We start from the raw sequence: 24,010 nt of genomic DNA on the forward strand, positions 1-24,010 counted from the left end.
ACTCATCCGATTGCGAAGGCGACGAAGAAGCCGGCCGCTGTCGCCATTCCGACCCACCAGCCGCCCTCCCGATAGGCCTCCGGCACAAGGGAATCCGTGAGCATCGCGATGGTCGCACCGCCCGCGAACGCCTGCACCGCGCTGATGGCGGTGCTGGAGATGGAGTCGGCCAGCGCGTTGCCGAGCACGGTGACCCCGACGAGTACGGCCGAGGTGATCGCCCACAGGCCGAACGTGCGGCCCGGTGAGAATCCGTGCTGGTCGCGCAGGAACGCGACCGCGCTCACCGCTTCGGGCACGTTGCCCACCGCGATGGCGACCAGCAGCACCAGTCCCCCACCCCCGACCAACGACACACCCAGCGCCGTGTTCTCGGGAATTCCGTCGAGCACCGTGCCGAGCAACAGCGCCCACCCGATCGCGGCCCCGCCCAGCTTGTTCTCGATCAGATGGTCGGCGACCACATACATCCCGGCGCCCGCGAACAGCGCGATTCCCGCGATCACCGCCCCGTCGCGCCGGAACGCGGGCGCGAACAACTCCTCCGACACCGCCGCGATCATCGTTCCCGCGCCGAAGGCCATCAGGGTCGCCAGCACCGGCCGAGGCAGCGTCCACCGCACGCCGATCGCCACCCCGATCATCAGCGGAACCACGGTTCCCAGCCCGTAGAGCAGCGCAGTCAGCATGCGCAGAGCCTATCGAGACAGTGGCCGCCGACGGGGCTCATGGCGCGTGGCGCGTTCGGCGAGGACACTTGGGAACAAATACGCCGATGTTCCGAGGAGGACTGACCATGGCGGATGACAGGCCATTCGATGCCGATGATTTCGAACGGGTTCTGCGTGGGGCCGGCGATGAGATCCGCGGATTGCTCGGGAAGGCGGGGGGCTTCCTGGATCAGTCGGTGCTGAATTCGCTGTTCGGGCAGTTCACCGGGCCCCAGCACGCGCCCGAACCCGAGACCACCGGGGACACCGGGGGCGGGGTGTGGGCGATCTACACCATCGACGAGGACGGGCAGGCGCGGGTGGATCAGGTGTTTCCGAGCGAACTGGAGGCGCTGCGGGCCCATCGCGACAACACCGATGAGCATCGTCGGGTGCGTTTCCTGCCCTACGGGGTTCCGGTCAGCGTGCTCGACGCGCCCTGACCTTACTCGGTTCCCTTGCCGCCCTTACCTTTTCCCTTCCCTTTGCCTTTACCCTTACCTTTCCCCTTGCCCTCACCCTTTCCGCCGGGCTCCTTCTCCTCGTCGACGACGGTCCCCTCGTCTTGGGCGGCGGCGACCGGGGGCTGGACGGGTTGGACAGGATGGGCGCTCGCCGCACCGCCTGCCAGCAGGACCGTGAGAACTCCGACCGCCGCGGCGGTGGCGAAAGTGTGAGTCGACAACGTGAGCCCCTTCTCGTGGTGGAAAGTGCTACCTCTGCGATCAACCGGTCCAGCGTAACCGGCTGTCGCCCGGGATCGTCGCCGACGACGCCTGCGCCCCGCCGTGTCACCCGCAGACGAGTGCACAGGTCAGGAATGGTTGCGCAGGATCTCGACGATCGCGGTCTGGCCGAGCCGCTCCGCGTTCTCGAGCACCGTGCGGCCCTCGGCGTCGGGGATGTTCGGGTCGGCGCCCGCATCGAGGAGAGCGGTGACCGTGTCCTGGTATTTCTGGGAGCCGTCGCCGTAGATCACGGCTTCCTGCAGGGCCGTCCAGCGGGGTGTGTTCACGTGGTCGACGTCGACACCCGCATCGATCAGGATTCGTACTGTCGAGACGAATCCGTGCTCGGCGGCCGGGATCAGCGCGGTGCCGCCGTATCGGTTCAGGCTGCGCACGTCGGCACCGTGCGCGAGGGTCATCGTCAGGATCTCGTCGTAGCCTTCGGCGCCCGCGTACAGGTAGGCCGAATCCTGCATGTCGTCCTTGGCGTTGACGTCGGCACCCGCATCGATCAGGACTCGTGCCGCGGCGGTGGCCTGATTCTTCACGGCCGTCACCAGTGGCGTGCGGCCCTCGTCGTCGCGCGCTTCCAGGGGTGCGCCGCGGTCGAGCAGTTCTCGCACGTGAACGCCGTCGTCGGCAGCCGCGGCCTCGTGCAGCGGTCCGGCGAGCGCGGGATCGGACGGTGCCGACGTCGGCGCGCCGGTCGTGCCCGCGGCGGTGGTCGTAGCCGCTGTGGTGGTCTGCGTGGTCGACTGCGCGTCGGACTCGGTGGGCGTGTCGGTCGAGCACGCGGTGGACAGCACCGCCGTCCCGGCGAGCGCCAGCATTGCCATGCGGATCGAGGTGATCATGTGGAGCCTCCTTTGCCGAGCATCCGGTACATCGGCGAGCCGACCTGCTCCGGCCCCGGTGGACAGGCGCGCCGGTCGAGTTCACGCCCCTGACCACCCACGATGGCTACGTTAGACGCTACGTCGACCGACGCTGTACGCGACAGTCGACAGGACGGCAACGAACCGACACTCACCGACGTCATCCACACACTTACCGACTACCTGACCGCAGCGGTAGCCCGACAATCCGGACACATGGTTGTACCCCGGTGGCCCCAGCTGCCACAATTGCTCAGCGGTTGCCGAGGTTTCTCCCTGATACCGAAGAGGTAGTCCATGAGGCCGAATGCGCGATTTTTGGACGTGCAGAAGAGGCGTGGTCGGCATCGGAAGCGTTCGGCGGCACGGGTCGGTGCTTCCGCGGCATTCGTGACGGCGCTCGGCGTCGGCTGGCTCGAGGTCCAGAGCCTGTGTGCGGTGGCTTTGGCGGCGGCGTCGGCGCTGATCGTGCCCGGCACCGGGACGAGCGACCCGTCTGTGGCACGCGATTTCGAGAGCAACGCCTACCAGAACTTCATCGACCCCGGTGCGCAGGGCTGCACCGACAACGCCTGCCCGGGTGTCGATTTCGTTCCGGTCCCCTACGACGCCTCGCTGTGGCCGGTGATCTCGTCCAAGGGGCCGGGGGCGTCGTCCGCGAAATGGGACACCTCGGTCGCGGGTGGGGTCGCCACACTCGATCAGCTCACCCGCCGACAGCTCGGCGCGCCGGGTACCGTGACCGTGTTCGGCTACTCGCAAGGTTCCACGGTCGCCAGTGAGGAAAAAGCAGCGTTGGCCGGGCTTTCGCCCGAGGACAAAACCCGGTTGTCGTTCGTGCTGATCGCGAATCCGAACCGGCCCAACGGCGGAATCATCGAACGCCCGGTCCTTTTCGGTGCGATAGCGGTCGCCGACATCACCTTCGGGCCACCGACACCCACCGACACCGGCATCGCGACCACCGACATCGCCATGCAGTACGACGGCATCTCCGATTTCCCGGCCTACCCGCTCAATGTGCTCGCCGACGCCAACGCGCTGCTCGGCACGCTACTCATCCACCCGTCCTATCTGCAGCCCAAGGGCAACGGCGCGGGAGGTGAGCCGAAGGCGGGCGCCGCGATCTACGGATACCCGGACCGGTCCGAGTTCATCGCGCAACAGAACTGCGACGAGATGCCACAGCACTGCCAAAACCACGGCGACACAACATATGTCACCGTTCCGAACCCTCAGGGTGCGCTGCCGCTGCTGTATCCGCTGCGCGCCATCGGCAAGCACACGAACCGCACCGATTTTACCGAACCGGCCGCCGCACTGGTCGAACCCGCCCTGCGCGTACTCGTCGAAACCGGTTACGACCGCACCGACTACTCCGCGCCGACCCCGTTGCGGATCGACCAGCCGCTCAACCCGCAGAAGACCGCGACGTTGGCCACCGATCTCCCTGCCGCCGTCGACCAGGGCATCGCCGACGCCACCGCCGAGATCAAGAATCCCACCCACAACACCGACCGCACCCTGCCTCTGGACACGGTCCTCGCCAACATCGAAGATCTGCTCCCACCCGATCCGGTCGTGTCGCTCATCCGCGAATTTCTTCCGGCCGCGCCCTGACCAGGTGCTATTTGTTCACCAATACACTGGATGAATGAAGCATCGGCACGGTGATGGCAGTCTCGACCTGGTTCAGTTGCGGACCTTCCTGGCCGTCTACCGTTCCGGTTCGCTCACCGCGGGCGCCACCCAGGTCGGCCTGTCCCAGCCCACCGTCACCGGCCAGCTGCAAACACTGGAAAAAGCCGTGGGCCGAACACTTTTCGACCGCCTACCCCGTGGCGTCTCCCCAACGGCCGCCGCTCACGAACTGGCCGCCCGGATCGCGGACCCGCTCGATGCCCTCGCCGAGGTCACCAGCACCACCACTGGTCACCCGCCGCCTGAGCCACCCGTGCTGCTCGGCGGGCCCGCCGAGATGCTGGCCACCCTTGCCGTGCCCGCCCTGGCACCGCTGATCACCGAGGGCGTGCGATTGCAGGTGGTAACCGGCCTCGCCGACGACCTGCTCGCCGAATTACGCACCGGTACTCTGGATCTGGTCATCTCCGCAATCCGGCCGCGCGGCCGAGCCGTCCTCGCCGAACCGCTGGCCGACGAGGAGTTCGTTCTCGTCGCGAACCCGGCCACCGCCGCTCGCATCGACACCGGACGCCTCGAACGCGGCGACGCCACCGCACTCGCCCATGTGCCACTGGTGAGCTATGCCCCCGATCTGCCGATCCTGCGCCGCTATTGGCGCCACGTCTTCGGGCGCCGCCTCGAGCGCAGGCCCGCCGTCGTCGTCCCCGACCTGCGCGCGGTCCTCGCCGTGGTGACAGCAGGCGGTGGCGTAAGCGTGTTGCCACGCTATCTTTGCGCGTCCGCCTTGGCCGCCGGAACCGTTGTCGCGCTTCTCGATCCGGAAGACCCGCCGATCAATACCGCCTACCTGGTCGGCCGTTCCACTCGCACCGAACGCCCCCACGTCGCACTCGTCCGCACCCGTCTTCGCGAGGTTGCGCCGACCTGGTGATCCACCGGGCGGCCGGGCACCCCGCATCGGGTGGCGCCGAGCGGTTCGGTGATCGGATAAGATCGCAGAGCTCATTCGGTCCAGCCAGCGGCTGAAGGAGCCAGTTTGCGCTGCGGGCGCTCGGGATCGGAGACATTCGTGCACACCGCTGGATTTCGGCTGTCCACCTGCGGGAGAAGACCCACTCGCCGAAACAGTGTGAGTGTCAAGATCGGCGTTCCCACAGGTCGTCGTGCCGCGCAGTGATACAACCGCCGCCGATCTCCTCGTCACCGAGGCCGCGGCCCTGCCGGGCCGGGCAGCCCGGATCCTGCTCGTCGAGGACGACCCGGGTGACGCACTGCTGGTAGAGGAGCTGGTGGCCGATCTCGGCGCCGGACCGCGCCTGGAGTGGGTGCGCACCCTGGCCGAGGCGGGCGAACGGCTGCGCACCGACACCCCCGATTGTGTCCTGCTCGACCTGCACCTGCCCGATGCCAACGGGCTCGAGGCACTGGCGCGACTGCACCAGATCGACGACCAGATCGCCGTCGTGGTGATGACCGGGCTCGACGAGGAGCAGACCGGGCTCAACGCCCTGGCCGCAGGCGCGCAGGACTACCTCGTCAAGGGCCGGGTGGAGCCCGAACTGTTCGGTCGCGCGGTGCGTTACGCCATCCAGCGTAAGCACGCCGAGCGCACGACCGCCGCCCTGCGGAGCAGCCAGATGCGGGCACAGGAGAACGCGCGTCTGGAACGCGGCCTGCTGCCCACTCCCCTGCTCGGTGCCGACCGTGCCGTCGAGGTGCTCGCCCGGTACCGACCCGGAGCCGACCACTCCCTGCTCGGCGGTGACTTCTACGACGCGGTCCAGGACGCCGACGGCGTGGTGCACGTGGTGATCGGTGATGTCGCGGGTCACGGCCCCGACGCTGCCGCTACGGGTGTCGCGCTCCGATTGGCCTGGCGCACACTGGTTCTCAGCGGCGTCACCGGTGCCCGTCAGCTCTCCTTGCTCGAGGAACTGCTCGTGGCCGAACGCCGCGACGAGCAAACCTTCGCGACGGCGACCGTGTTGCGGCTCGACCCGGTGACCAGGCTGGTTCAGGTGCGCCGAGCGGGCCATCCGGGGATGCTGCGGCGCGCGGCGGGCGTCTCGAGCTGGTTGGAAGTCGACGGTGGCCCGGCCCTCGGGTTCGTCCCGGGCCACGGGCAGTGGCCTGCGCACGAGCTCAGTCTTGCCGAGAACGCCGGGCTGATGCTGTTCACCGACGGACTGTTCGAAGGCCACGTCGGCGACGGCAGCCGCCGCCTCGGCGAGGACGGCCTGCTCGAACTCGCCAACACCCTGCCCATCGCACACCCGGACGAATTCGTCGACGCGCTGATCGAACGAGTAGAAGACCAGGCCGCCACCGCGGGCGGCCTGGAAGACGACGTGGCCATCCTCTATGTGCGGTGGCGCGACAACGGAAGGCTTGCGCAGTGACGACCACAGCCCACGACCGGAAACGGTTGATCAGCCGGATGACGGCTCAGGGCTGGTTCCAGCTCGTCTTCGCCTCGATGATCGTCGCCGTGATCGTCGGCGCCGTGGCGGGCGCCCAGGTCATCGCACACACCAACCGCGTCACCGACCGGCTGGTGGCCCAAACGCTTCCGGCCGCCGCCGAGGCCGCGCGACTGCAGGGCGCGCTGGTGAACGAAGAGGCGGGCATCCGCGGCTACGTGCTCACCGGTGACCCCCTGTTCGTCTCGCACTACACCAGCGCCCGACAGGACGAGGCGAAAGCCGTCGAACGGCTCGAGCAGTTGATCGAGGGCCGTCCCGAACTCCAGGCCGACCTGACCGCTCTGCTGACCGCCGCCGACCTGTGGCGCACCGCGTATGCCGAGCCGGTGATCGCCCAGGGCGGCGCACCGAACCGGACAGACATGGGCATCACCTACTTCGGCGAGTTGCAATCACGGTTCGCCAACCAGAACGACAATCTCACCGCTGCCGTCGCCCGCGACAACAGCCGGCTCGACACCGCCCGCACCACCCGCAACCTCGTGCTGTCGGGCATCGTGGTCGCCTTCCTGGTGACGGGAGCGGCGCTCACCGTCCTGGTGCGCCGCCTCGTCGTCCGGCCGCTCGGCTATCTCACGGAGTCCTCCCGCCGCGTCGCGGCAGGCGAATTCGACTCCCGCATCGACCCCGTCGGCCCCTCCGACATCGCGCTCGTCTGCGCCGCCGTGGAGAACATGCGCGACCATATCGTCGCCGAACTCGCCTCCTCACGCGTGCAGGAATCGGTGCTGCACCAGCAGAAACAGGAACTGGCCGACCAGGCGGAGGAACTGCGGCGCTCCAATACCGAACTCGAGCAGTTCGCCTACGTCGCCTCCCACGACCTGCAGGAGCCGCTGCGCAAGGTCGCCTCGTTCTGCCAGCTGCTCGACAAACGCTACGGCGACCAGCTCGACGAACGCGGCAAGCAGTACATCGACTTCGCCGTCGACGGCGCCAAACGCATGCAGATACTCATCAACGACCTGCTCACCTTCTCGCGGGTCGGGCGCGTATCCGACGGCACCGAACCCGTCGAGCTCGCCGACAGTCTCGACGCCGGGCTCACGGCGCTGTCGTCGAGCATCGAGGAGACCGGCGCGGTGATCGAGCGACCGGAGCTGCTGCCACGAGTCGAGGGCGAGCCGACACTGCTGGTCATGCTGTGGCAGAACATCATCGGCAACGCGATCAAGTTCCGCACCCCGGGCTCGACACCGCTGATCCGGATCACCTACGCACCGGACGACACCGGCTCGTATTGGCAGTTCAGCGTCGCCGACAACGGCATCGGCGTCGACGCCGAATTCGCGGACAAGGTTTTCGTCATCTTCCAGCGCCTGCACGCCCGCGACGCCTACAGCGGAACCGGTATCGGGCTGGCCGTCTGCAAGAAGATCGTGGAATTCCACGGCGGCCGGATCTGGATCGACACCGACTATCACGACGGCACCCGCCTGTGTTTCACCCTCCCCGTCCTCGACGAATCCACCACCGCATCCGACGCCCGGAAAGAGGCTATCGCGTGACCGTTCCCGGCCAGCCCATCGATATTCTGCTCGTCGAAGACGACCCCGGCGACGAATTGATGACGAGAGAAGCGTTCGAAGACAACAAAATCGGCAATACCCTGCATGTGGTAAGAGACGGTGAGGAGGCTCTCGACTTTCTCTACCGTAACGGCGACTACGCAGATGCGCCGACACCCGACCTGATCCTGCTCGATCTGAATCTTCCGAGATACGACGGCAGGCAGGTATTGGAGAAGATCAAGGCCGATCCCGAGTTGTCACCGATTCCGGTGGTCGTGCTGACCACATCCGCCGCCGAGGAGGACATTCTGCGCAGTTACAAGTTGCATGCGAATGCCTATGTGACCAAACCGGTCGACCTCGACCAGTTCATCGCGGCCATCCGGCAGATCGACGAATTCTTCGTGCAGGTCGTCCGGCTGCCGAGGGTGCGCTGACCGGGGTTCACGAGCAGGCGATGAGCATGGTGACGACGGTCCCGGATTCGGTTGTCTCGACGTCGAATTCACTGCTCACCGCACGCATGATGGTCAGCCCCCGGCCGCGCGACTCGTCGGCGACCGCGGCACCCGGCCGCCAGCTGCCGTGGTCGGTGACGACCACACGAATGTGACCGTCGGTGACCGATGCGCCGATTTCGACGGGCCCGCCATCACCGCGATGTCCGTGCTCGACAGCATTGGTACAGGCCTCTCCCGCGGCCAGTACCACATCGTCGACCAGTGTTTGCCGCACCGGAATGTCGCTCAGCCAGGTACGCAGCGCACGACGGACCTCGACCAAACGATCAGCCTTCGCAGAAAATTCCAGATAGAAAGGTCTCAGGGTGTTCTCCTGACCGGACGGGCGCCTCGGCACCGAACTGTGTGCTGTCGGTCTCGCTTCTGGCATTTACCCCATCCGATCCACTGCTAAGCAGGGCGCAAGTGTGATGCATACGTCCGGCGAGGATAGCGCGAGGACATGAGACCTCCTCTGTAAGGTCCGCTTTCATCGGGTAAGTTGAGTAAGATGTGTTCGCCGACCCGGCGACACCGAGGCAAGAGGTGGAAAGTGGCGAATCGCGACCAGAACGGAATCCCCGACCTCGATGTGCAGGTACGCGCCGAAGACGGATTCGAAATCCTCACCGTTCGCGGCGAAGTCGACATGGCATCGGCGCCGCAGTTGCAGGCCGCGCTGGAAAAGGCACAGCAGGGTGGAAATACGCTCGTCGTCGACATGACCCAGGTGGGATTCCTCGGGTCGGCCGGACTCAGCGCGCTGCTCGTCGTGTCGAAAGCGGCACCGGGCCAGTTGCGGGTGGTCGCCTCCCGTGAGGTGGCGCGCCCCATCGAGCTGACCGGCCTGGACAAGCTCCTCGCCGTGTACAGCACCCTCGAAGCGGCCGTCGCCGCCACCGACGGGGCGCCCTCCGCGCTGTAAGCGCATGCCGGGCGGTGCCCGGATCGGTCGTATGCGATCCGGGCACCGCGGCACTCACATCGGATACACCGAATGCTTGCGCGGGTTGAATTCCCGGGCCACCGGCGGTTTGTCGCGCAAGAGGCGGAGCGCGTGGCGGATCTCGAGCCGGGTACGCGCCGGTTCGATGACGGCATCGATATAGCCGCGTTCGGCCGCGATCCAGGGCGTGGCGACCGTCTCGTTGTACTGGTTGATCATGAATTCTCGTGCGGCGGCACGGTGTTCCTCGGGGACCGCCGCCAGCTGCCGCTTACCGATCAGGTCCACCGCGCTCTCGGCGCCGATCACCGCGATCCGCGCCGTCGGCCACGCGAAGCTCACGTCGGCGCCCACCTGACGCGCCGCCATCATCCCGTAGGCACCGCCGTAGGACTTGCGCACCACGAGATTGATGATCGGCACGGTGGCCTCGATGATCGCCCTCGGCACCCGCCCACCCCGGATGATCACGCCCGCGGCTTCCTGATCGAGCCCCGGCAGCACACCGGGTGTGTCGACGACGAACACCAGCGGGATGTTGAACGCGTCGCAGAGCCGGATGAAGTAGGTCGATTTGTCCGAGCACGCCGCGTCGATCGAACCACCCAGCACGAGTGGCTGATTGGCGATCACGCCGACCGGATACCCGTCCACCCGCGCGAAGCCGGTGATGAGGTTGGGGGCGAATGCCGCACGGATCTCGTGGAATTCGCCGTCGTCGAAGATCCGCAGCAGGATCTCGTGCATGTCGTAGCCGGTGCGATCGGAGTCGGGAATGATGGTGTCGAGTTCACGGTCCGAGCCGGTGATCTCCGGCTCCAGGCCGGGATTCACGATCGGCGGCTGCTCGAGACAACTCGACGGCATGTAGCTGAGGTAGGCCCGCGCCCAGGCGTAGGCATCCGCCTCGGTCTTCGCCACGTGGTGCAGCGTGCCGCGCTCGGCCTGCACCGCGGCCCCGCCGAGGTCTTCGGCGCTGATGTCCTCACCGTTGACGGCTTTGATCACCTCCGGCCCGGTGACGAACATGTACGAATCCTCGGTCCCGATCAGCACATCGGTATTGATCGGCCCGTACACCGACCCCGCCGCGCACTTGCCGAGAATGATCGACACCTGCGGCACATAACCCGACAGCTTCTCCAGTACCCGGGAGATGTCACCGAACGACGCGATCGACCCCACCGCGTCCTGGATGCGCGCACCGCCGGAGTCGTTGATCGTCACCACGGGGCAGCCGGAGTCGAACGCCAGCTTCAGCGCCCGCATGAACTTGCGCGCCGACACCACACCCACCGATCCGCCGTACACGGTCTGGTCGTGCGCGATCACCACCACCGGCCGCCCGTCGATCAGGCCCCGCCCGGTGACCAGGCCGTCGCCGTAGAGCGCGTCGGGCTGGTCGGGCTGGCGCGCCAAGGCACCCACCTCGATGAACGTCCCGGGATCGAGCAGCATGTTCAGCCGCTCCCGCACGCTCGGCACGCCCTTCTTCGCCCGCTTCGCGACGCCGGCCGCACCCGCGGGTTCCGCGGCGATCGCCAGGATCTTGACCAACTCGTCGAGCTTCGCCTGCGTTGTCGCCACGCTCGCTGCCACCTTCCAACCACCTGTAGTACTCCGGGCGAACCTAGGCCCAATCGCGCGCGCACACGACGCCTGTGTGCGGTATGTGGACAGGTCACAGTGATCGGTGGCGATCCCTCGTGGTTCCGACAACCCCGTTGTGGTCCGCGCCGAACCACCGGTCCATACCTGATCGCGCGGCACAAGGCGATATGACGACCGCGCCGAATTGTTGTGGATTTCTCCGAGAATGGCGCGTCGAACCAAATGGAAACGTCAAAAGCCGTCGCCGACACGTGAATTCGGGATTGCCACCGTGATCTGATCGAGATGTCCCGAACATGGGATGTTCACCGAACGCGAGGAAGTACGTATGAACTCCAGAATTGCCCGCCCGATTGCCGTTGCCGCCCTTGCCCTCTCGGCCGCCGCGCTCAGCACCGGCACTGCGGCCGCGGCCGGCCCCGTCGCCGGGTCGGTCGAGGTGTGCGCGCCGCTGCCGCTGGGCCCGCTCGAGCTGAGCCTGTGCCTCTGACCGGCTAGATCGGCGCGGTCAGCCGGTGTGGGCGGGCGTCGGGGCCGCCCACACCGGCGTGTATCCGGTACTCGTCGTAACCCTAATCATTCCCCTATTCTCTTGACCTTTGTCACAAGCGAAGCCCGGACGTGACATTGGCCTACGCGGTAGTTTGGTCACTTGCCCAGCGATCTGGGTGGGAAGGATTCATCATGGCTGTCACAACTTCCATCGAACCGTTCTTGACCGCTTCGGGCCGCCCGGTGTCAACCCCGTTGAAAGACGTACGCACAATCTCGCGCCAGATGGTGGTGCATTTCATCGAAAACGTCGTCCCCTGCGCGACGCTGCCGGGCGAAGCGCTCGACGGCGACGTCACCACCGTCACCAGGGTCTGCCTCGAGCTCACCCGAAGCATGCTCGACGGTCGCGATCTGCCCGGCCGGGTGGAGCGCGTGCAGGCCGCCGCCGCCGACTGGGCGCGCGAGGGCATCCCGATCGACACCATCCACCACGCCGTCCACGAGGGCTTCAAACTCGGCTTCGACCTGGTGATCACCAATGTCACCAACCACGACTACGACACCGTGGTCGGCGTGGCCCGGCGCCTGATGGACGCCCAGGACATGATCACCTCCGCCGTCTCGGCGGCCTACGTGCGCGAGCTTCGCGCCGTCGTCAGCGAGCACCACACCGCCGTGCACACCCTCACCTCCGCACTGCTCGGCGGCCAGAACACCTCGACCATGGCCCGCGAATGCGGCATCGAGGTCGCCGACGAATACCACGTGATGGCCCTGGAGCTGCCACCACACCCGGAGGAATCCGAGCCCGGCCTGAACGCGAAAGTCGTTGCGCGGCGCAAGTTGCGGCGCGTGCAGGCCGAACTCGCCAACCGCTGCGACGGCAAGGTGCTGTCGCTGCTCAGCGTCGACGGCGGCACCCTGCTGCTGCCCGCCACCGAGTTCACCGAGCCTGAGCTCGACGAGCTGATCGTGCATCTGTCCACCGCCGCCCAGGTGCCGGTGCGCGCCGTGGTGATGTCGGCCGCGCCGGGTGAGATCCCGCGCGCCGCGGAACAAGTCCACGAACTCGTCGAGATCGTGCACCGCCTCGGCGGCCCGAGCAAGGTCTACCGCCCGCACGAACTGGCCTTCGAATACCAGCTCACCCGTCCCGGCCCCGCCCGCGACTACCTGAGTTCGGTCGTCGATTCCCTCGAAGCGCATCCGGAACTCATGCAGACCCTCGAGGTCTACATGGCCACCAATATGCAGCGCTCACGCACGGCCCGGAAGATGTTCATCCACACCAATACCGTCGACTACCGCCTCAAGCGGATCAGCCAGATGACGGGCTTCGACCTCAACGACGTCACCGGATTGTGTTACCTGCGGGCGGCGCTGCTCATCCGCGCGCACCGAGGAACGGCGTCGAGCGACATCTCCCCTGACCGGGGTTCCCGCGCCGGCTGAGGGCCGTGTGCCCACATTTCTGGGGTCTGGCCGGGCTTTCCTACGAACGGGATCGTTCTTCGATAAGGGTGCACCGTCGCGTCGCGCGAGCCTCACCGGGGCGGACAGCGAGCGTGGGCACCTGTCCGAGCACCCGTGATCGCTCTCGATCACCGGTTCGGCGATCGAGAGGAACCCCCGTTGTCCAGACTCCGGCTTGCGATCCTGACCCTCGTCACCGTCCTGGTCGCCATGGCGCCCTCGTTCATCCCGGCTCCCGCACAGGCCGCGGCCACGGTGCGGTGGGAAGCGCGGGTCAGTGACCGCATCCTCGATATCGGGATCTCCTCGCCGAACCTCGAGGGTCCCGACTTCGCGGTGAAGGTGGTGCGGTTGCTGCTCCCGCCCGGCTGGTCGAAAGACGCCACCCGCACCTGGCCCACGATCTGGGTTCTGCACGGCGGGTTCGACGATCACAAGTCCTGGACCGACAAGGGCGATCTCGAAGCCCTCACGGCGAACACCGACGCCATCTACGTGCTCCCCGAAACCAGTTGGTGCAGTGCCTATTCCGACTGGTGGAACTACGGTTCCTACGGCGCGCCCGCCTGGGAGAAATACCTGATGGGCGACGTGCGGACCCTGCTGGAATCGACCTACCGCGCCAACACCACCCGCGCCATCGCGGGCAACTCGATGGGCGGTCTCGGCGCGATGAAATTCGCCGCGAAGTACCAGGGCTGGTTCCGTTCGGCGGCCAGTTTCAGCGGCAACGTCGACCCGCTGCACGACTCGGGCGCTCCCGGCGAACCGGACAAGCCCGGCCAGGGATGTGCCGCGGACTGGAAACGCGTCTGGGGTGACTACACGGCCCAGCGCCACATCTGGGAGCAGAACAACCCCTACACCCAAGCAGCCAAGCTGACCGGAATCCCCCTGTTCGTCACCTACGGCAAGAACGGGCTCGTCGAATCCGCTGTCTACGAGCAGAACTCACGCTTCGTCGCCGAACTGGAGAACACGCCCGGCGTGGATGTCAGGGAACGCTATGACGCAGGGGCCGGACACGACTGGCCGGCTTGGTCGTCGGCGATGTCCTGGGCGCTGCGGGATCTGCTGCGTTCCGTGGGCGTCGGCTGATCGGTGCCGGACTGCCGGAGGTACTCGGCCTCGCGAGCCGGATGCGCGTGAATGTCGTGGGGAGGGAAGACTGTGTCGACGGAATGGTTGTTCGCGCTGATTCCGGGTTGCCTGGGGTCGGTCTTCTTCGTTATCGGTCTGGTCTTGATTCGCCGTACTCGAAAGTTGAAGAGTTCCGGCGCGAAAGCGGTCGGCACAGTAGTCCGATTGTCGACCAGTTCGGGACAGAACGGCACCCTGTATCACCCGGTGGTCCAGTGGGTGACGGCCGATGGGCGCACCGTGGAGGAACGCGCCGTCATAGGTAAGTCGTGGATTGTGAATTTCCGGCCCGGTACGCCGGTACTCGTTCATTACGATCCGGATCGCCCGGCGAAGATGGTCATCGAGGGCTACAGCGGCGGTTCGGAATGGTTGTTCTGCCTGCTGGGCGCGGGTGTGCTCGGTGTGACTCTCGCGGTGTGCCTGGTGGCGGCTTTCTGAGCCCGGCGGCCCTTTCGATCATGGTGATCAGATAGCGGCATTTCGGAACAAAGCCTCCCGAGGGCCCGGTTGGACCGGGCATGACTCTCGGAATCGCGCTGGCCGTCGAAAACGCCACCAACTACGTCGACGACATCGTCGAGCAGGCACGCTATGTCGCCGAACAGGGTGTGCCCGCGGTGTGGTTCGGGCAGCGGATGGACTACGACTCCCCCACCCTCGCCGCGATCGTCGGACGTGAGATACCCACCTTGCAGGTCGGTACCTCCGCCATTCCGGTGACGGGGCGACATCCGCTGCTGATCTCGTCGCAGGCACAGACCGCCCAGGCCGCCACGCGCGGCCGCTACCATCTCGGTCTCGCGGTCGGCTCCACCTTGTCCGCAAGTGCTTTCGGTCAGCCGTTCGATCGGCCCATCGCCCGCTTGCGCGAGTTCCTCACCGCGTTGCGGCAGCTTCTCGACACCGGAACCGCCGACATCCACGGTGAACTGTTCACCACCACCCCGGCGCTACCGACCTCGGTTCCCGGCGCCGAGCGGCTTCCGGTGCTGGTGGCTGCCATGGGTCCGCAGGCACTGCGGGTCACCGGTGAACTCGCCGACGGCACCCTGCCCTACCTTGCTGGGCCCAAGACGCTGAGCGAACACATCGTGCCCGAAATCACCAGGGCGGCAGCCACTCCCCCGCGAATCGTCGCCTTCGTGCCTGCCGTCGTCACCGCCGATGTCGAGACGGCCCGTTCCGAAGCGTTGCGGCACTTGGCTTTCTACGAGCAGATTCCGTCCTATCGCCGCGTCCTCGACCTCGAAGGAGTCGCCAGAGCGGCAGAACTCGCGCTGATCGGTGACGAGGAAACCGTCGCCGCGGGCATCCGCCGCTACTTCGACGCGGGCGCCACCGAAGTCGTCCTCACCGCGACCGACCTCACCGGCCAGGCCGACCATCGCCGCACCATCGCCCTAGTGGGCGAACTGGCCCGGCGGTGATCCGTTGCCATCAGAACGTCATGTCTGAGGCCGCGACACCCGGGTAAGCGACCGGCTGAGGCGAGTCGAGGAACGAGAGGAGTTCGATCTCGTGGAAGACCTGTTGCGGCCGATGCTCGTGGTGTTCGGCACGATCGCGATCACCGTGGCCGCCGGCCTGGCGATCGACCGGCTGCTGCGCTACAGCGCCCGCCGCCGTCCCGGTGTCCCCCTGAATGCGGTACGCCGGATACGGGTGCCCCTCCAATTACTGCTGGGCACACTGCTTTTGCGTGCCCTCTACCCCCTGGCCGACGTGGATCCACGCCGCGACACGGTGGTCCAGAATTTCCTCGCCACCGCCGCGCTGATCGTGGCAGCGTGGTTGGTGATTCGCGCCACCGACGCCGTCGCCGAGCACCTGCTGCGCCGCTATGCCCAACGCACAACCGAGATTTCGCGGGTGCGACAGTTGCGCACCCAGCTCGGACTGGTGCGCCGCATCATCACCTCGGTGCTCGTCGTCACCACCGCGGCGGTCGTGATCCTGCTGCTGTTCCCCAGCCTGCGCACACTCGGCACCTCGATGCTCGCCTCGGCCGGCGTCATCGGCATCATCGCGGGCGTGGCCGCCCAATCCACCCTCAGCAATCTGATGGCCGGGCTGCAGATCGCCTTCGGCGACTCGGTCAAGATCGGCGACACGGTGGTCGTCGAAGGCGAATGGGGCGTGGTCGAGGACATCACCCTCGCCTTCCTCACCGTCCGCATCTGGGACGACCGCCGCCTCACCATGCCGGTCTCCTACTTCAACAGCAAGCCCTACGAGAACTGGTCGCGCGGCGGATCCGAAGTCACCGGCACCGTCGCCCTCCACCTCGACCACTCCACCCCCATCCCCGCCCTCCGCGAACACCTGCACACCTACCTGCGCCAACGCCCCGACTGGGACGGCCGCACCTGGAGCCTGCTCGTCACCGACAGCACCCCAACCAACATCGTCGTCCGCGCCGCCATGTCCGCCGCCGACGCCGACGACGCCTGGACCCTGCGCTGCGCCGTCCGCGAGGAACTCCTCACCTGGCTCTCCGACCACCACCCCCACGCCCTCCCCAAAATCCCCACCCTCATCACCAACCCCACCGACCCACCCCCCGAACCAGTCTCGACCACGTCCCGCAACGGCCATCTACCAGCCGATTAGTACTCACGCGGACTGTTGCGGTAATCTTTCCGAGCACCCGGCGACGGGGGCAAGGAACGGGCTGTGGCGCAGCTTGGTAGCGCACCTGACTGGGGGTCAGGTGGTCGCAGGTTCAAATCCTGTCAGCCCGACAGCGAAAACCCCTCTGACTCGAGTCGGAGGGGTTTTCTTGTGTCCGGGATTCAACGTGGCTTGCCCGGCTCACACAGAAATCCCACAGCTATTGCTTGAACCGATCGGTCGAGGGCCGCTTTCGGGACCCGTTTGCGTAGAGCTGAGGTGAAACAACCGGTCAGCAGGCGCCCTCATCCGGACAGTGACGTCGTCGTACGGCGGTTCAGCGTTGCGGCTACGCTCCGATCTGTGACGTGGACGGCAGTCTCGTGAGTAGAAGCGGTGTGGTCGAGGCAGCGCGCGTCGCCTTGTCCGCACAGCAGTCGGCTGGCTCGTCGGAGCCGTGCGCCTACGCCGTCGTGCGGATGTTCGACGCCACCGTGGGGATCGCGTATCTACCCGACGTCCAGGAAATCGAACGCCGCCGACGGCTCCGTCTCGGCGCGGTCACCCGATTGGACCTGTTGGACGTCGTGATGAATTTGCCGGTCGGGCTGCCGATCTCCGTCGGTGATCTCACCAGCCGCGAGCGCCGGATCATCGGGCAGGCGCCGGCCGGCGTCGTCGAGGTCGAGGGCGGCTACTACGTCCGACGTGCCAGGGCGCCGATATCGGCCCGGTTGGCCGTGGTGGCGAGCCGAACATGGCAGGAAGGGCTGCGCTCGGCGGGTCGGTTCGCCCCGTTCTGTAGCCGTGCGATGCTGCTGCGGTCGATCCCGACCGATCTCGCGGAAGCGCAGCTGCAAGCCTCGTTCTTCGGGATCGGTATCTGCGTGTCCGACGCATCCGGGCTGCGAACGCTCGTCGAACCGCAACTGTATGTGCGACAACGGCATTCGTGCGGCCAGTGGTTGTTCGCTGAGAAGCTGTACGAGAAGACTAGCGCGTCCGAACTCGCGCGGTAGTTCCCGGCATCGGCCACCACTCGGGTAGCTCTGCCCAGGAACGCAGAGTACTCGGCGGCTGGAACGCACCGGGCTGCCTGATCCGCGCATTGAGCACCGCGGCGTAATCCACGGCTGCCGAGCACAGGTTCTTCCACCAGGTGGCCCGCCCGTCCACTGTCGGCTGGCCGTAGAGGTCGTTCGCCCACGATGCCCACACGTGCACATTGTGGCGGTGCGCGTCGAGAGTGTCGTCTCGGCCGACGAACCGGTCCATCGGCCGTCCCTGACACGACAGACACGCACACACCGGCGGCCGACTGTCGGCGAACCGTTCGACGAGCGTCGAGCCCTTGTAGAAGGACATCAGTTCGGCGAGCAATACGGTCGGTGAGGGGTCATTGCCCCCACCGAATGGCCGCTGTCCGAACGGGATGACGTGGCGAAGGCTGCCGCCGGTGCCGAGGGACGTCGCGTAAGCGCCGTGACTCATGGCGTCGAAGCCGGTGAGATCTGTTCGCAGCACGGCGACATCGCCTCCCTCGGCCACCAGTCGACGCAAATTCTGGACCGCCTCCGCGCTTCTTCGCATGGGATCGAACTGTCCACCGAGCAGCACCGCCTTGGGCCGTTCGAGCCCGGTGGCTGCCGCGATGAGGTGGTCGATGTGATCGTCGCGTAGCCAGGCGATATCGATCGGCAGACTGACGATCACATCGTCGCGCCCGATCCGGTCGGCCGTACGGATCACCGCCCGCAGCGCGTCATCATTCCCGGCGCCGAGGTAGCCGGTCGGCGTCAGCGCCAGGTCGGCCCCGCAGTCGCGCTGAGCTTGCAAGTAGTCGTCGAGTGACAGCGGGAACAGATGTTGCGACTCGTCGTCATCGAGCACGAAAGGCACGTGCTCGGTGGCCAGGGCACGGCGGTACCCTTCGGGATCCCGGAGCAGCAGCAGGTCCGGATGCTCGCGGCGCAGGGTCTTGATCCCGGCGGCCGCCGTCTTGCCCGTCAGCACCAGCCCAGCGACGGGGGTGGGAAGGGGCACGAGCGCGCGGGCGGTATGTCTGTTGGCGTGCAGCAGGATTCGATCGTGCAGCACGGACACCGGCTCCGGCAGCGGCGTAGGCCCGGGCCGGCGCGCGATGTCGGGCACCTCGGCCCCACCGCCGTATCCATTCGATCCACGCATCCTCGTCATCGAACGACCACCCCCGATTGCCTCGCCGACCGGCTCCGAAAACGATTGTCCCAAGCCGACGGTGCCTTCCGCGCCGAATCGCGTGAACGACGGGAATCCGTCGCAGCGTCCGACGGCCACCGAATTGGCGTACGCCGCAACCGCACCGCAAGACGCGTCCCAGTAGGCATAGACCCCACCGCGCTCACGATTGCTGCAACAGACAACGAACACGCCTGTCCCGAAATCAACCTCGAGGCGTGTGGCCAACGTCGCCTGCGAAGTGAAAGGAGAAGATTCCAAAGCGTTCGACGAGATCGTCATCTCGGTCGAACGGGACCAGGTGACTCCAAACCTGTCGGTACCGGACAATGGCGAGGGTCTCGGTGGTGAGTGCGGGTGGCTGGTCGGCCGGAAAATCTTCGAAACACCAGACGCCCTTGTGCACACGAGGTCGGTCTGGGCGATCACCCGACGTAGCGCGCGATACAGACGCTGTTGCCCGCCGATAGCAGAGGCGACTCACGAAGATCGACCGGACCATTCGGGAAGCACTCTTTCCAGAGCACGGTAGCCACGTCGATCTACGGGTACGGCATGACTTCCGGCTGCGCCAGGCCGGTGACGGCTGTGGTGAGGTCGGCGCGGCCGAAGACGGTGTCGAACCAGGTGCGTAGGTAGGTGCGTTGCAGGTCGATCGAGCGGGCCGGGTCGATGGCACCGACCGCTTTCTGTCGCACCTCATCGGGCAGGAGCCCGGTGTCGGCGAGACGGGCAAGGATCAGTTGCTGGTCGCAGAACGACATGTGCTGAGTTTCCCGTACCCGCAGTGGGAATTTCAGCCCGGTGTTGTTCTGCCAATACGGCTCCCAGCCCGGCTCACCGAACCACGGCGAGAACTCGCCGGCCACCATCAGCAGCGGTTGGTCGAGGCCGCTCTCGGCGACGGATCCGAGCACAGGGCCGTCCAAGTTCACCCCCGCCCGGATCCGGGGGTCCTCGTGTAGGGCTTGCATTGTGGTCGACCCCCCGAGCGAGTGGCCGAACATCGCCACCCGGCTCGAGTCCAGGTTCGCGATGAGTCCGGCAGGTAGCGCACTCGTGCTCCGCTCGTCGGTGTGGGTGGCGGTCAGTTCGTCGAGGACGAAGCGGGTGTCGGCCACCCGGGTGGGCAGTAACAGGTCACGCAGGACTTCCTGAGGGGAATCCAGCGGTACCTGTGTCAGGGCGGTGCGGCCGTCGGGGAACTCGACGGCGAACGCTTCGTGGGTGTGATTGAGGGCGACGACCACGTAACCGTGGCTGGCGAGATCCTCGGCTTGGGCGGTGCTCCAGCCGGTGGCGTCGCCCATTCCGGGAGAGTTCAACAGGATCGGAAACCCGCCATCGCGCTTGCGGACCGGTGCGTCGCGGCGGCTGTGGCTCGAGGCGAGGGTCCAGGTGCCGGCGGGAACGTCGAGCTCGCTGAGGAATTCCTCCTGCGCCGTCGAAGCACCCGGCGGCATCCACGGTGCAGCCTCGGCCGCGGTGTTCTCGGCGGGGTACCAGATCTGGGCCAGCACTTCCCGCGGCCCGCCGGTCCACGGATCAGTGCGGTTTCTGTCGATCAGATGCCATTCGGTGACCCCGACTGGGGACAGGCCGGTCGGCGCGGGCAGTTCCACGCTCACCACGGTCGGCGCCTGCGGAGCCGCAGCACCCAGCCCGGCACCGCTACCTGTTGCGACCAGTGCCATCGCCAGGCCTGCCGCGACTCGGCGTAATCCCTTGCCTGCCAATGCCTACCCCCACATCGAATCGGTGATGCATGGAGCCTACAAGCGCGGACGCAGGGCAGCTTCGTCCAACGGCTGCTTCAAGCAAGGCGTTCGATAAACGGTCGTTTCCGAACGACCTCAGTTCACGGTGTAGTTCCAAGACCCATTGCAAGCGCCTTGGCGCATCTGGCCGTCGAACCACCACGTGCCTGGCGGGCCCTCGATGTTCCACGTACCGTCAGGCGACAGGAGGTGATTACGGTTACCGTCCTCGAGTACCGCACGAGAGCGAGCAGCGATGTCGTGGCTCCAACCGGGCTTGTTCCCGATCGGCGTCGTTCGCATCACGATACGAATGGATTTCTTAACACCGCGCTCGGTTTCTTAGCCGGTGCGAAAATGTCGATGGTTCGTGAGGCACATCGACTAGCCGACGTAGCGGCGGGCGGTCGAGTTGCGTTGCGAGGCTTCCAGCAGGACGAGGCCCGCCTCGACCTGGGCGGGCAGGACCTTTCGTTCGCGCAATACCCATGGCAGCCCGCGTAGGGCCGCGAATACGGCGGCGGCTGTCGTACGGTCGGCGGGGGCCGATCTGAGGATGTCGGCGGTACGGCGGGCCGCGCTGCGGGCCGGTCGGCGCAACCACAGGGTCCACAGCGTGTTGCGGATTCCGAGTCCGCGACGGTGGGTGGCGTCGCGGGTGCGGGAGGGCTCGTGGTGGATGATCATGTCTTCCACCCAGCACATCCACCATCCGCGTGCCGCGAGATCCAACGCGAGCAACTCTTCCTCGCCCGCGAACCACAGGCGCCGGGAAAAGCCACCCACCTCCTCGAACGCGCGCACGCGGAAGGCGGACAGGCCGGCCATCACGCCCAGGAGCGCGGGCCCGGGCAGCCAGTCGGGGCCGGAGATCGGCGAATCGCGGAATTCGGGAGTGATCGGGTCTTCACGCAGGTCGGGTGCGACGAGACAGCGTCCCGTCACGGAGCCCAAGCCGGGATACTCGTCGAGGAGATCGGCCGCGCGAGTCAGCGCACCGGGCTGCCAGCGGGTGTCGTCATCGCAGAAGGCCACGTAGGGCGTTCGCACCCGTTCGACGGCGAGGTTTCGACCGAGAGCGCCCAGGTTTTCGGCGGAGCGGATCAATTGCACCTGTGGGTAGTTCGCCGCGACCGCGTCGGCTGTGCCGTCGGCGGAACCGTTGTCGACGAGGATGATCGGGGCCGCGTCGGGCAGCGCGGTCATATGCGCGAGGGTCTGCAGTAGCTGGTCACGCCGGTCTCGGGTGATGATGACAACCGTCATCCGGTGTGTCGACATCGGTCAGCTCCTTGTGTGGGCGAGTTCGAGTGTCCTGGCTCGGGTTTCGATCTCCGGGGGCAGAGGACGCCGCTGTGCCAACGCTTTCGGCAGCCGTTGGACGATCTGGGCGACGGTCAAGAGCGTCAGTGGCTCGCGCACGATCCGGCGAACCAGGTCGAGCGACTCCGCGGCGCAGTGCCGTAGTGGTCGCCGCATCCAGGTGATCAAGGCGTTGTTGCGCTGTTCGGCCCGCCGCCGCCACGCCTGCGTGGGTCGGTGGGTGGAGGGGTGATGGTGGGCCCGCACCGCCGGCACGTAACACAGATGCCAACCGCGGGCGGCCAGGTCGAGCGAGAGCAAGCGTTCCTCGGCACCGAAATGCAGCAGCGGGCTGAATCCGGCGGCCTGCGCATAGGCCTCTTTCCGCACGATCGCCGCACACGCCAGAAAGCCGAGAACCGACGGACCGGGCAGGTCCGGATCGTGTCCGAGCGGGCTGTCGGCCATCAGTTCGTTGACGGGGTCGTCTCGATGTTCCGAGCCGACGAGGGTGCGTCCGGCGATCAGGCCCACCTGTGGATAGGAATCCAATATCCGTTCGGCTTCGGCGAGCGCGTCGCTTGCCCACCAGGAGTCGTCGTCGCTGAAGGCGACGTACGGTGTTCGGGCGATCGCCACACCGAGATTGCGGGCGGCCGCTCCACGATTGTCGGCCAACCGGACAACGTGTACGTCCGGGAATGTTTCGGCAGTGTCGGCGGTGTTGTCGTCGGATGCGTTGTCGAGTACGACGATCGCCGGGCGCGGTCGAAGCGTGCACAACTCGGTGAGCGTTCTCGCCAATTCCGTCGCGCGATTTCGAGTGGCGATGACGACCGTGATCTTGCTCGTATTCATGACACCCGCCCCGGCAGCAGCTCGTCGAGCGACTCCGAAATCGATGCGTCCATCGTGCAGCAATTTGCCCATCCGATGACGAATACGCACATGCCTCGACACATACCCGGTGTCCGCCGCGCCAATCAGCGGGGCACCGCGCGGTTTGATCACGCGGCGAACGGCAAGAACTACGGCATGATCAGTCCGCGCGGAATTCTTCTGTGGCATGTGCACGGCTCGTGGACTACCGCCTTCGTCCAAGGGCCGCACCGCTATCTGTTACCGGTGACCGACGAGCGCGGACCCTGGGGCCTTGGCCGTTGCGGACGCGATTGGCCGAATGCCGAAGAGGTCACCGTCGGCGCGTTGCGCGACATCGAAGTGGATGTGATCGTGCTGCAGCGTCCCGAGGAGATCGACCTCGCGCATCGATGGCTCGGGCGGCGACCCGGCGTCGACATCCCCGCCGTCTATGTAGAGCACAACACCCCACGTCCCAGCGCGGCGCTCACCGCGCATCCGATGGCGGAGCGAACCGATATACCGGTCGTGCACGTCACCCATTTCAACGAGGTGATGTGGGACAACGGCACGGCGCCCACGCGTGTCATCCCGCACGGGATCGTGGATCCCGGTGAGCTCTACACCGGCGAACTGCCCCACGGTGTCGCGCTGATCAACGAGCCGATGCGGCGCGGGCGGATCACCGGCAGCGATCTGCTGACCCGCTTCGCGCGCGAAGGGCCGGTCGATCTCTACGGGATCGGCGCGCAGGACTTCCGGGCGCACGGGCCGACCGCGCATCCGGTCAACGGGATAGCGGATCTGCGGCAGTCGACATTGCACCCCGAGATGGCCAAGAGGCGGGTCTACCTGCACACCGCGCGGTGGACTTCGCTCGGGTTGTCGCTGCTGGAAGCCATGCACCTGGGAATGCCGGTGGTGGCGCTGGCGACCACCGAGGCCGTCAGCGCGGTACCGCCCGAGGCGGGCGCTCTCTCCACGGACGTCACCGCCCTCACCACGAGATTTCGCGAATTGCTGCACGAACCCGATCTGGCGGTGCTCGCGGGGAAATCGGGACGGCAGTTCGCGCTGGAGCACTACGGCCTCGAGAGCTTCCTGCATCGCTGGGATCGCCTGCTGGCCGAGATCACCGAATAAA

General features: G+C 66.6%; 24 protein-coding genes, 1 tRNA gene and 1 pseudogene. 16 read left to right on the forward strand and 10 right to left on the reverse strand.

Annotated features, from left to right (window positions below):
* Positions 1–2: 2 nt before the first annotated feature.
* Entirely contained in the window at positions 3–689 is a 687-nt protein-coding gene (locus ACWEVR_RS21980) for a ZIP family metal transporter (protein ID WP_452468496.1), read from the reverse strand.
* Positions 690–796: 107 nt separating this feature from the next.
* Here ACWEVR_RS21980 and ACWEVR_RS21985 point away from each other — a divergent pair, with 107 nt between their 5' ends.
* Positions 797–1,153 (forward strand): hypothetical protein, encoded by a 357-nt coding sequence (locus tag ACWEVR_RS21985; RefSeq protein WP_452468497.1) that lies wholly within the window; start codon positions 797–799, stop codon positions 1,151–1,153.
* Positions 1,154–1,155: 2 nt separating this feature from the next.
* Here ACWEVR_RS21985 and ACWEVR_RS21990 read toward each other — a convergent pair whose 3' ends face one another.
* Together ACWEVR_RS21990 and ACWEVR_RS21995 are read right to left on the reverse strand one after the other, a co-directional pair.
* Positions 1,156–1,395 carry a hypothetical protein gene (locus ACWEVR_RS21990; RefSeq protein ID WP_452468498.1) on the reverse strand — a complete coding sequence of 80 codons (240 nt, stop codon included), beginning with the start codon at positions 1,393–1,395 and terminating at the stop codon, positions 1,156–1,158.
* A 129-nt stretch (positions 1,396–1,524) separates the two neighbouring features.
* A complete protein-coding gene (locus ACWEVR_RS21995; protein WP_452468499.1) occupies positions 1,525–2,292 on the reverse strand; it encodes an ankyrin repeat domain-containing protein in 768 nt (255 codons plus the stop codon).
* A 411-nt stretch (positions 2,293–2,703) separates the two neighbouring features.
* Between ACWEVR_RS21995 and ACWEVR_RS22000 the strand changes: the two genes are divergently transcribed.
* The 5 genes from ACWEVR_RS22000 to ACWEVR_RS22020 all read left to right on the forward strand — a co-directional run bounded on the left by ACWEVR_RS22000 (position 2,704) and on the right by ACWEVR_RS22020 (position 8,388).
* Positions 2,704–3,933, forward strand: a complete 1,230-nt coding sequence (locus tag ACWEVR_RS22000) for a PE-PPE domain-containing protein (protein WP_452468500.1) — start codon at positions 2,704–2,706, stop codon at positions 3,931–3,933.
* A 34-nt stretch (positions 3,934–3,967) separates the two neighbouring features.
* Complete coding sequence (locus ACWEVR_RS22005) at positions 3,968–4,888, forward strand: LysR family transcriptional regulator (protein ID WP_452468501.1); 921 nt, start codon at positions 3,968–3,970, stop codon at positions 4,886–4,888.
* Positions 4,889–5,120: 232 nt separating this feature from the next.
* Complete coding sequence (locus ACWEVR_RS22010) at positions 5,121–6,356, forward strand: PP2C family protein-serine/threonine phosphatase (protein WP_452468502.1); 1,236 nt, start codon at positions 5,121–5,123, stop codon at positions 6,354–6,356.
* Entirely contained in the window at positions 6,353–7,948 is a 1,596-nt protein-coding gene (locus tag ACWEVR_RS22015; protein WP_452468503.1) for a sensor histidine kinase, read from the forward strand. The genes ACWEVR_RS22010 and ACWEVR_RS22015 overlap by 4 nt, the downstream gene beginning before the upstream one ends.
* Positions 7,945–8,388 carry a response regulator gene (locus ACWEVR_RS22020; protein WP_357143243.1) on the forward strand — a complete coding sequence of 148 codons (444 nt, stop codon included), beginning with the start codon at positions 7,945–7,947 and terminating at the stop codon, positions 8,386–8,388. The genes ACWEVR_RS22015 and ACWEVR_RS22020 overlap by 4 nt, the downstream gene beginning before the upstream one ends.
* 7 nt (positions 8,389–8,395) lie before the next feature.
* On the opposite strand, the gene ACWEVR_RS22025 is transcribed toward ACWEVR_RS22020, so the two are convergent.
* Positions 8,396–8,842 carry an ATP-binding protein gene (locus ACWEVR_RS22025; protein WP_452468504.1) on the reverse strand — a complete coding sequence of 149 codons (447 nt, stop codon included), beginning with the start codon at positions 8,840–8,842 and terminating at the stop codon, positions 8,396–8,398.
* A gap of 162 nt (positions 8,843–9,004) precedes the next feature.
* On the opposite strand from ACWEVR_RS22025, the gene ACWEVR_RS22030 reads away from it, so the two are divergent.
* Positions 9,005–9,376, forward strand: coding sequence for an STAS domain-containing protein (locus ACWEVR_RS22030; RefSeq protein ID WP_067488991.1), 372 nt, complete (start codon positions 9,005–9,007; stop codon positions 9,374–9,376).
* A gap of 54 nt (positions 9,377–9,430) precedes the next feature.
* Here ACWEVR_RS22030 and ACWEVR_RS22035 read toward each other — a convergent pair whose 3' ends face one another.
* Entirely contained in the window at positions 9,431–10,984 is a 1,554-nt protein-coding gene (locus tag ACWEVR_RS22035; protein WP_181697288.1) for an acyl-CoA carboxylase subunit beta, read from the reverse strand.
* 352 nt (positions 10,985–11,336) lie between these two features.
* On the opposite strand from ACWEVR_RS22035, the gene ACWEVR_RS22040 reads away from it, so the two are divergent.
* From ACWEVR_RS22040 to ACWEVR_RS22075, 8 genes are all read left to right on the forward strand, one after another.
* Positions 11,337–11,498: a hypothetical protein gene (locus ACWEVR_RS22040; RefSeq protein ID WP_452468505.1), complete on the forward strand. Its 162-nt coding sequence runs from the start codon at positions 11,337–11,339 to the stop codon at positions 11,496–11,498.
* Positions 11,499–11,692: 194 nt separating this feature from the next.
* Positions 11,693–12,955, forward strand: coding sequence for a PucR family transcriptional regulator (locus ACWEVR_RS22045; protein ID WP_067488994.1), 1,263 nt, complete (start codon positions 11,693–11,695; stop codon positions 12,953–12,955).
* A gap of 180 nt (positions 12,956–13,135) precedes the next feature.
* Complete coding sequence (locus ACWEVR_RS22050; protein ID WP_452468506.1) at positions 13,136–14,074, forward strand: alpha/beta hydrolase; 939 nt, start codon at positions 13,136–13,138, stop codon at positions 14,072–14,074.
* A gap of 51 nt (positions 14,075–14,125) precedes the next feature.
* Positions 14,126–14,557, forward strand: coding sequence for a DUF3592 domain-containing protein (locus ACWEVR_RS22055; RefSeq protein ID WP_452468507.1), 432 nt, complete (start codon positions 14,126–14,128; stop codon positions 14,555–14,557).
* An 80-nt stretch (positions 14,558–14,637) separates the two neighbouring features.
* A complete protein-coding gene (locus ACWEVR_RS22060) occupies positions 14,638–15,546 on the forward strand; it encodes a TIGR03564 family F420-dependent LLM class oxidoreductase (protein WP_452468508.1) in 909 nt (302 codons plus the stop codon).
* Between the two features lie 91 nt (positions 15,547–15,637).
* Positions 15,638–16,729 (forward strand): mechanosensitive ion channel family protein, encoded by a 1,092-nt coding sequence (locus ACWEVR_RS22065; RefSeq protein WP_452468509.1) that lies wholly within the window; start codon positions 15,638–15,640, stop codon positions 16,727–16,729.
* A 57-nt stretch (positions 16,730–16,786) separates the two neighbouring features.
* Positions 16,787–16,860 (forward strand) — tRNA-Pro (locus tag ACWEVR_RS22070).
* Between the two features lie 237 nt (positions 16,861–17,097).
* A complete protein-coding gene (locus ACWEVR_RS22075; RefSeq protein WP_452468510.1) occupies positions 17,098–17,748 on the forward strand; it encodes a hypothetical protein in 651 nt (216 codons plus the stop codon).
* Here the strand turns inward: ACWEVR_RS22075 and ACWEVR_RS22080 are convergent.
* The 5 genes and pseudogenes from ACWEVR_RS22080 to ACWEVR_RS22100 form a co-directional block, all read right to left on the reverse strand.
* Positions 17,723–18,916: a hypothetical protein gene (locus ACWEVR_RS22080; RefSeq protein ID WP_452468533.1), complete on the reverse strand. Its 1,194-nt coding sequence runs from the start codon at positions 18,914–18,916 to the stop codon at positions 17,723–17,725. The genes ACWEVR_RS22075 and ACWEVR_RS22080 overlap by 26 nt on opposite strands.
* Before the next feature lie 159 nt (positions 18,917–19,075).
* Positions 19,076–19,448: pseudogene (locus tag ACWEVR_RS22085) on the reverse strand (DUF6196 family protein); the annotation flags it as partial.
* Positions 19,449–19,488: 40 nt separating this feature from the next.
* Positions 19,489–20,640, reverse strand: a complete 1,152-nt coding sequence (locus ACWEVR_RS22090) for an alpha/beta hydrolase family protein (RefSeq protein ID WP_452468511.1) — start codon at positions 20,638–20,640, stop codon at positions 19,489–19,491.
* Between the two features lie 447 nt (positions 20,641–21,087).
* Positions 21,088–21,984: a glycosyltransferase family 2 protein gene (locus tag ACWEVR_RS22095; protein ID WP_067639418.1), complete on the reverse strand. Its 897-nt coding sequence runs from the start codon at positions 21,982–21,984 to the stop codon at positions 21,088–21,090.
* A 3-nt stretch (positions 21,985–21,987) separates the two neighbouring features.
* Positions 21,988–22,863, reverse strand: a complete 876-nt coding sequence (locus tag ACWEVR_RS22100) for a glycosyltransferase family 2 protein (RefSeq protein WP_452468512.1) — start codon at positions 22,861–22,863, stop codon at positions 21,988–21,990.
* Positions 22,864–23,064: 201 nt separating this feature from the next.
* Between ACWEVR_RS22100 and ACWEVR_RS22105 the strand changes: the two genes are divergently transcribed.
* Positions 23,065–24,009, forward strand: a complete 945-nt coding sequence (locus tag ACWEVR_RS22105) for a glycosyltransferase (protein ID WP_452468532.1) — start codon at positions 23,065–23,067, stop codon at positions 24,007–24,009.
* The last annotated feature ends 1 nt before the right edge of the window (position 24,010 follow it).

This window comes from Nocardia sp. NPDC003979 (genome assembly GCF_053605015.1).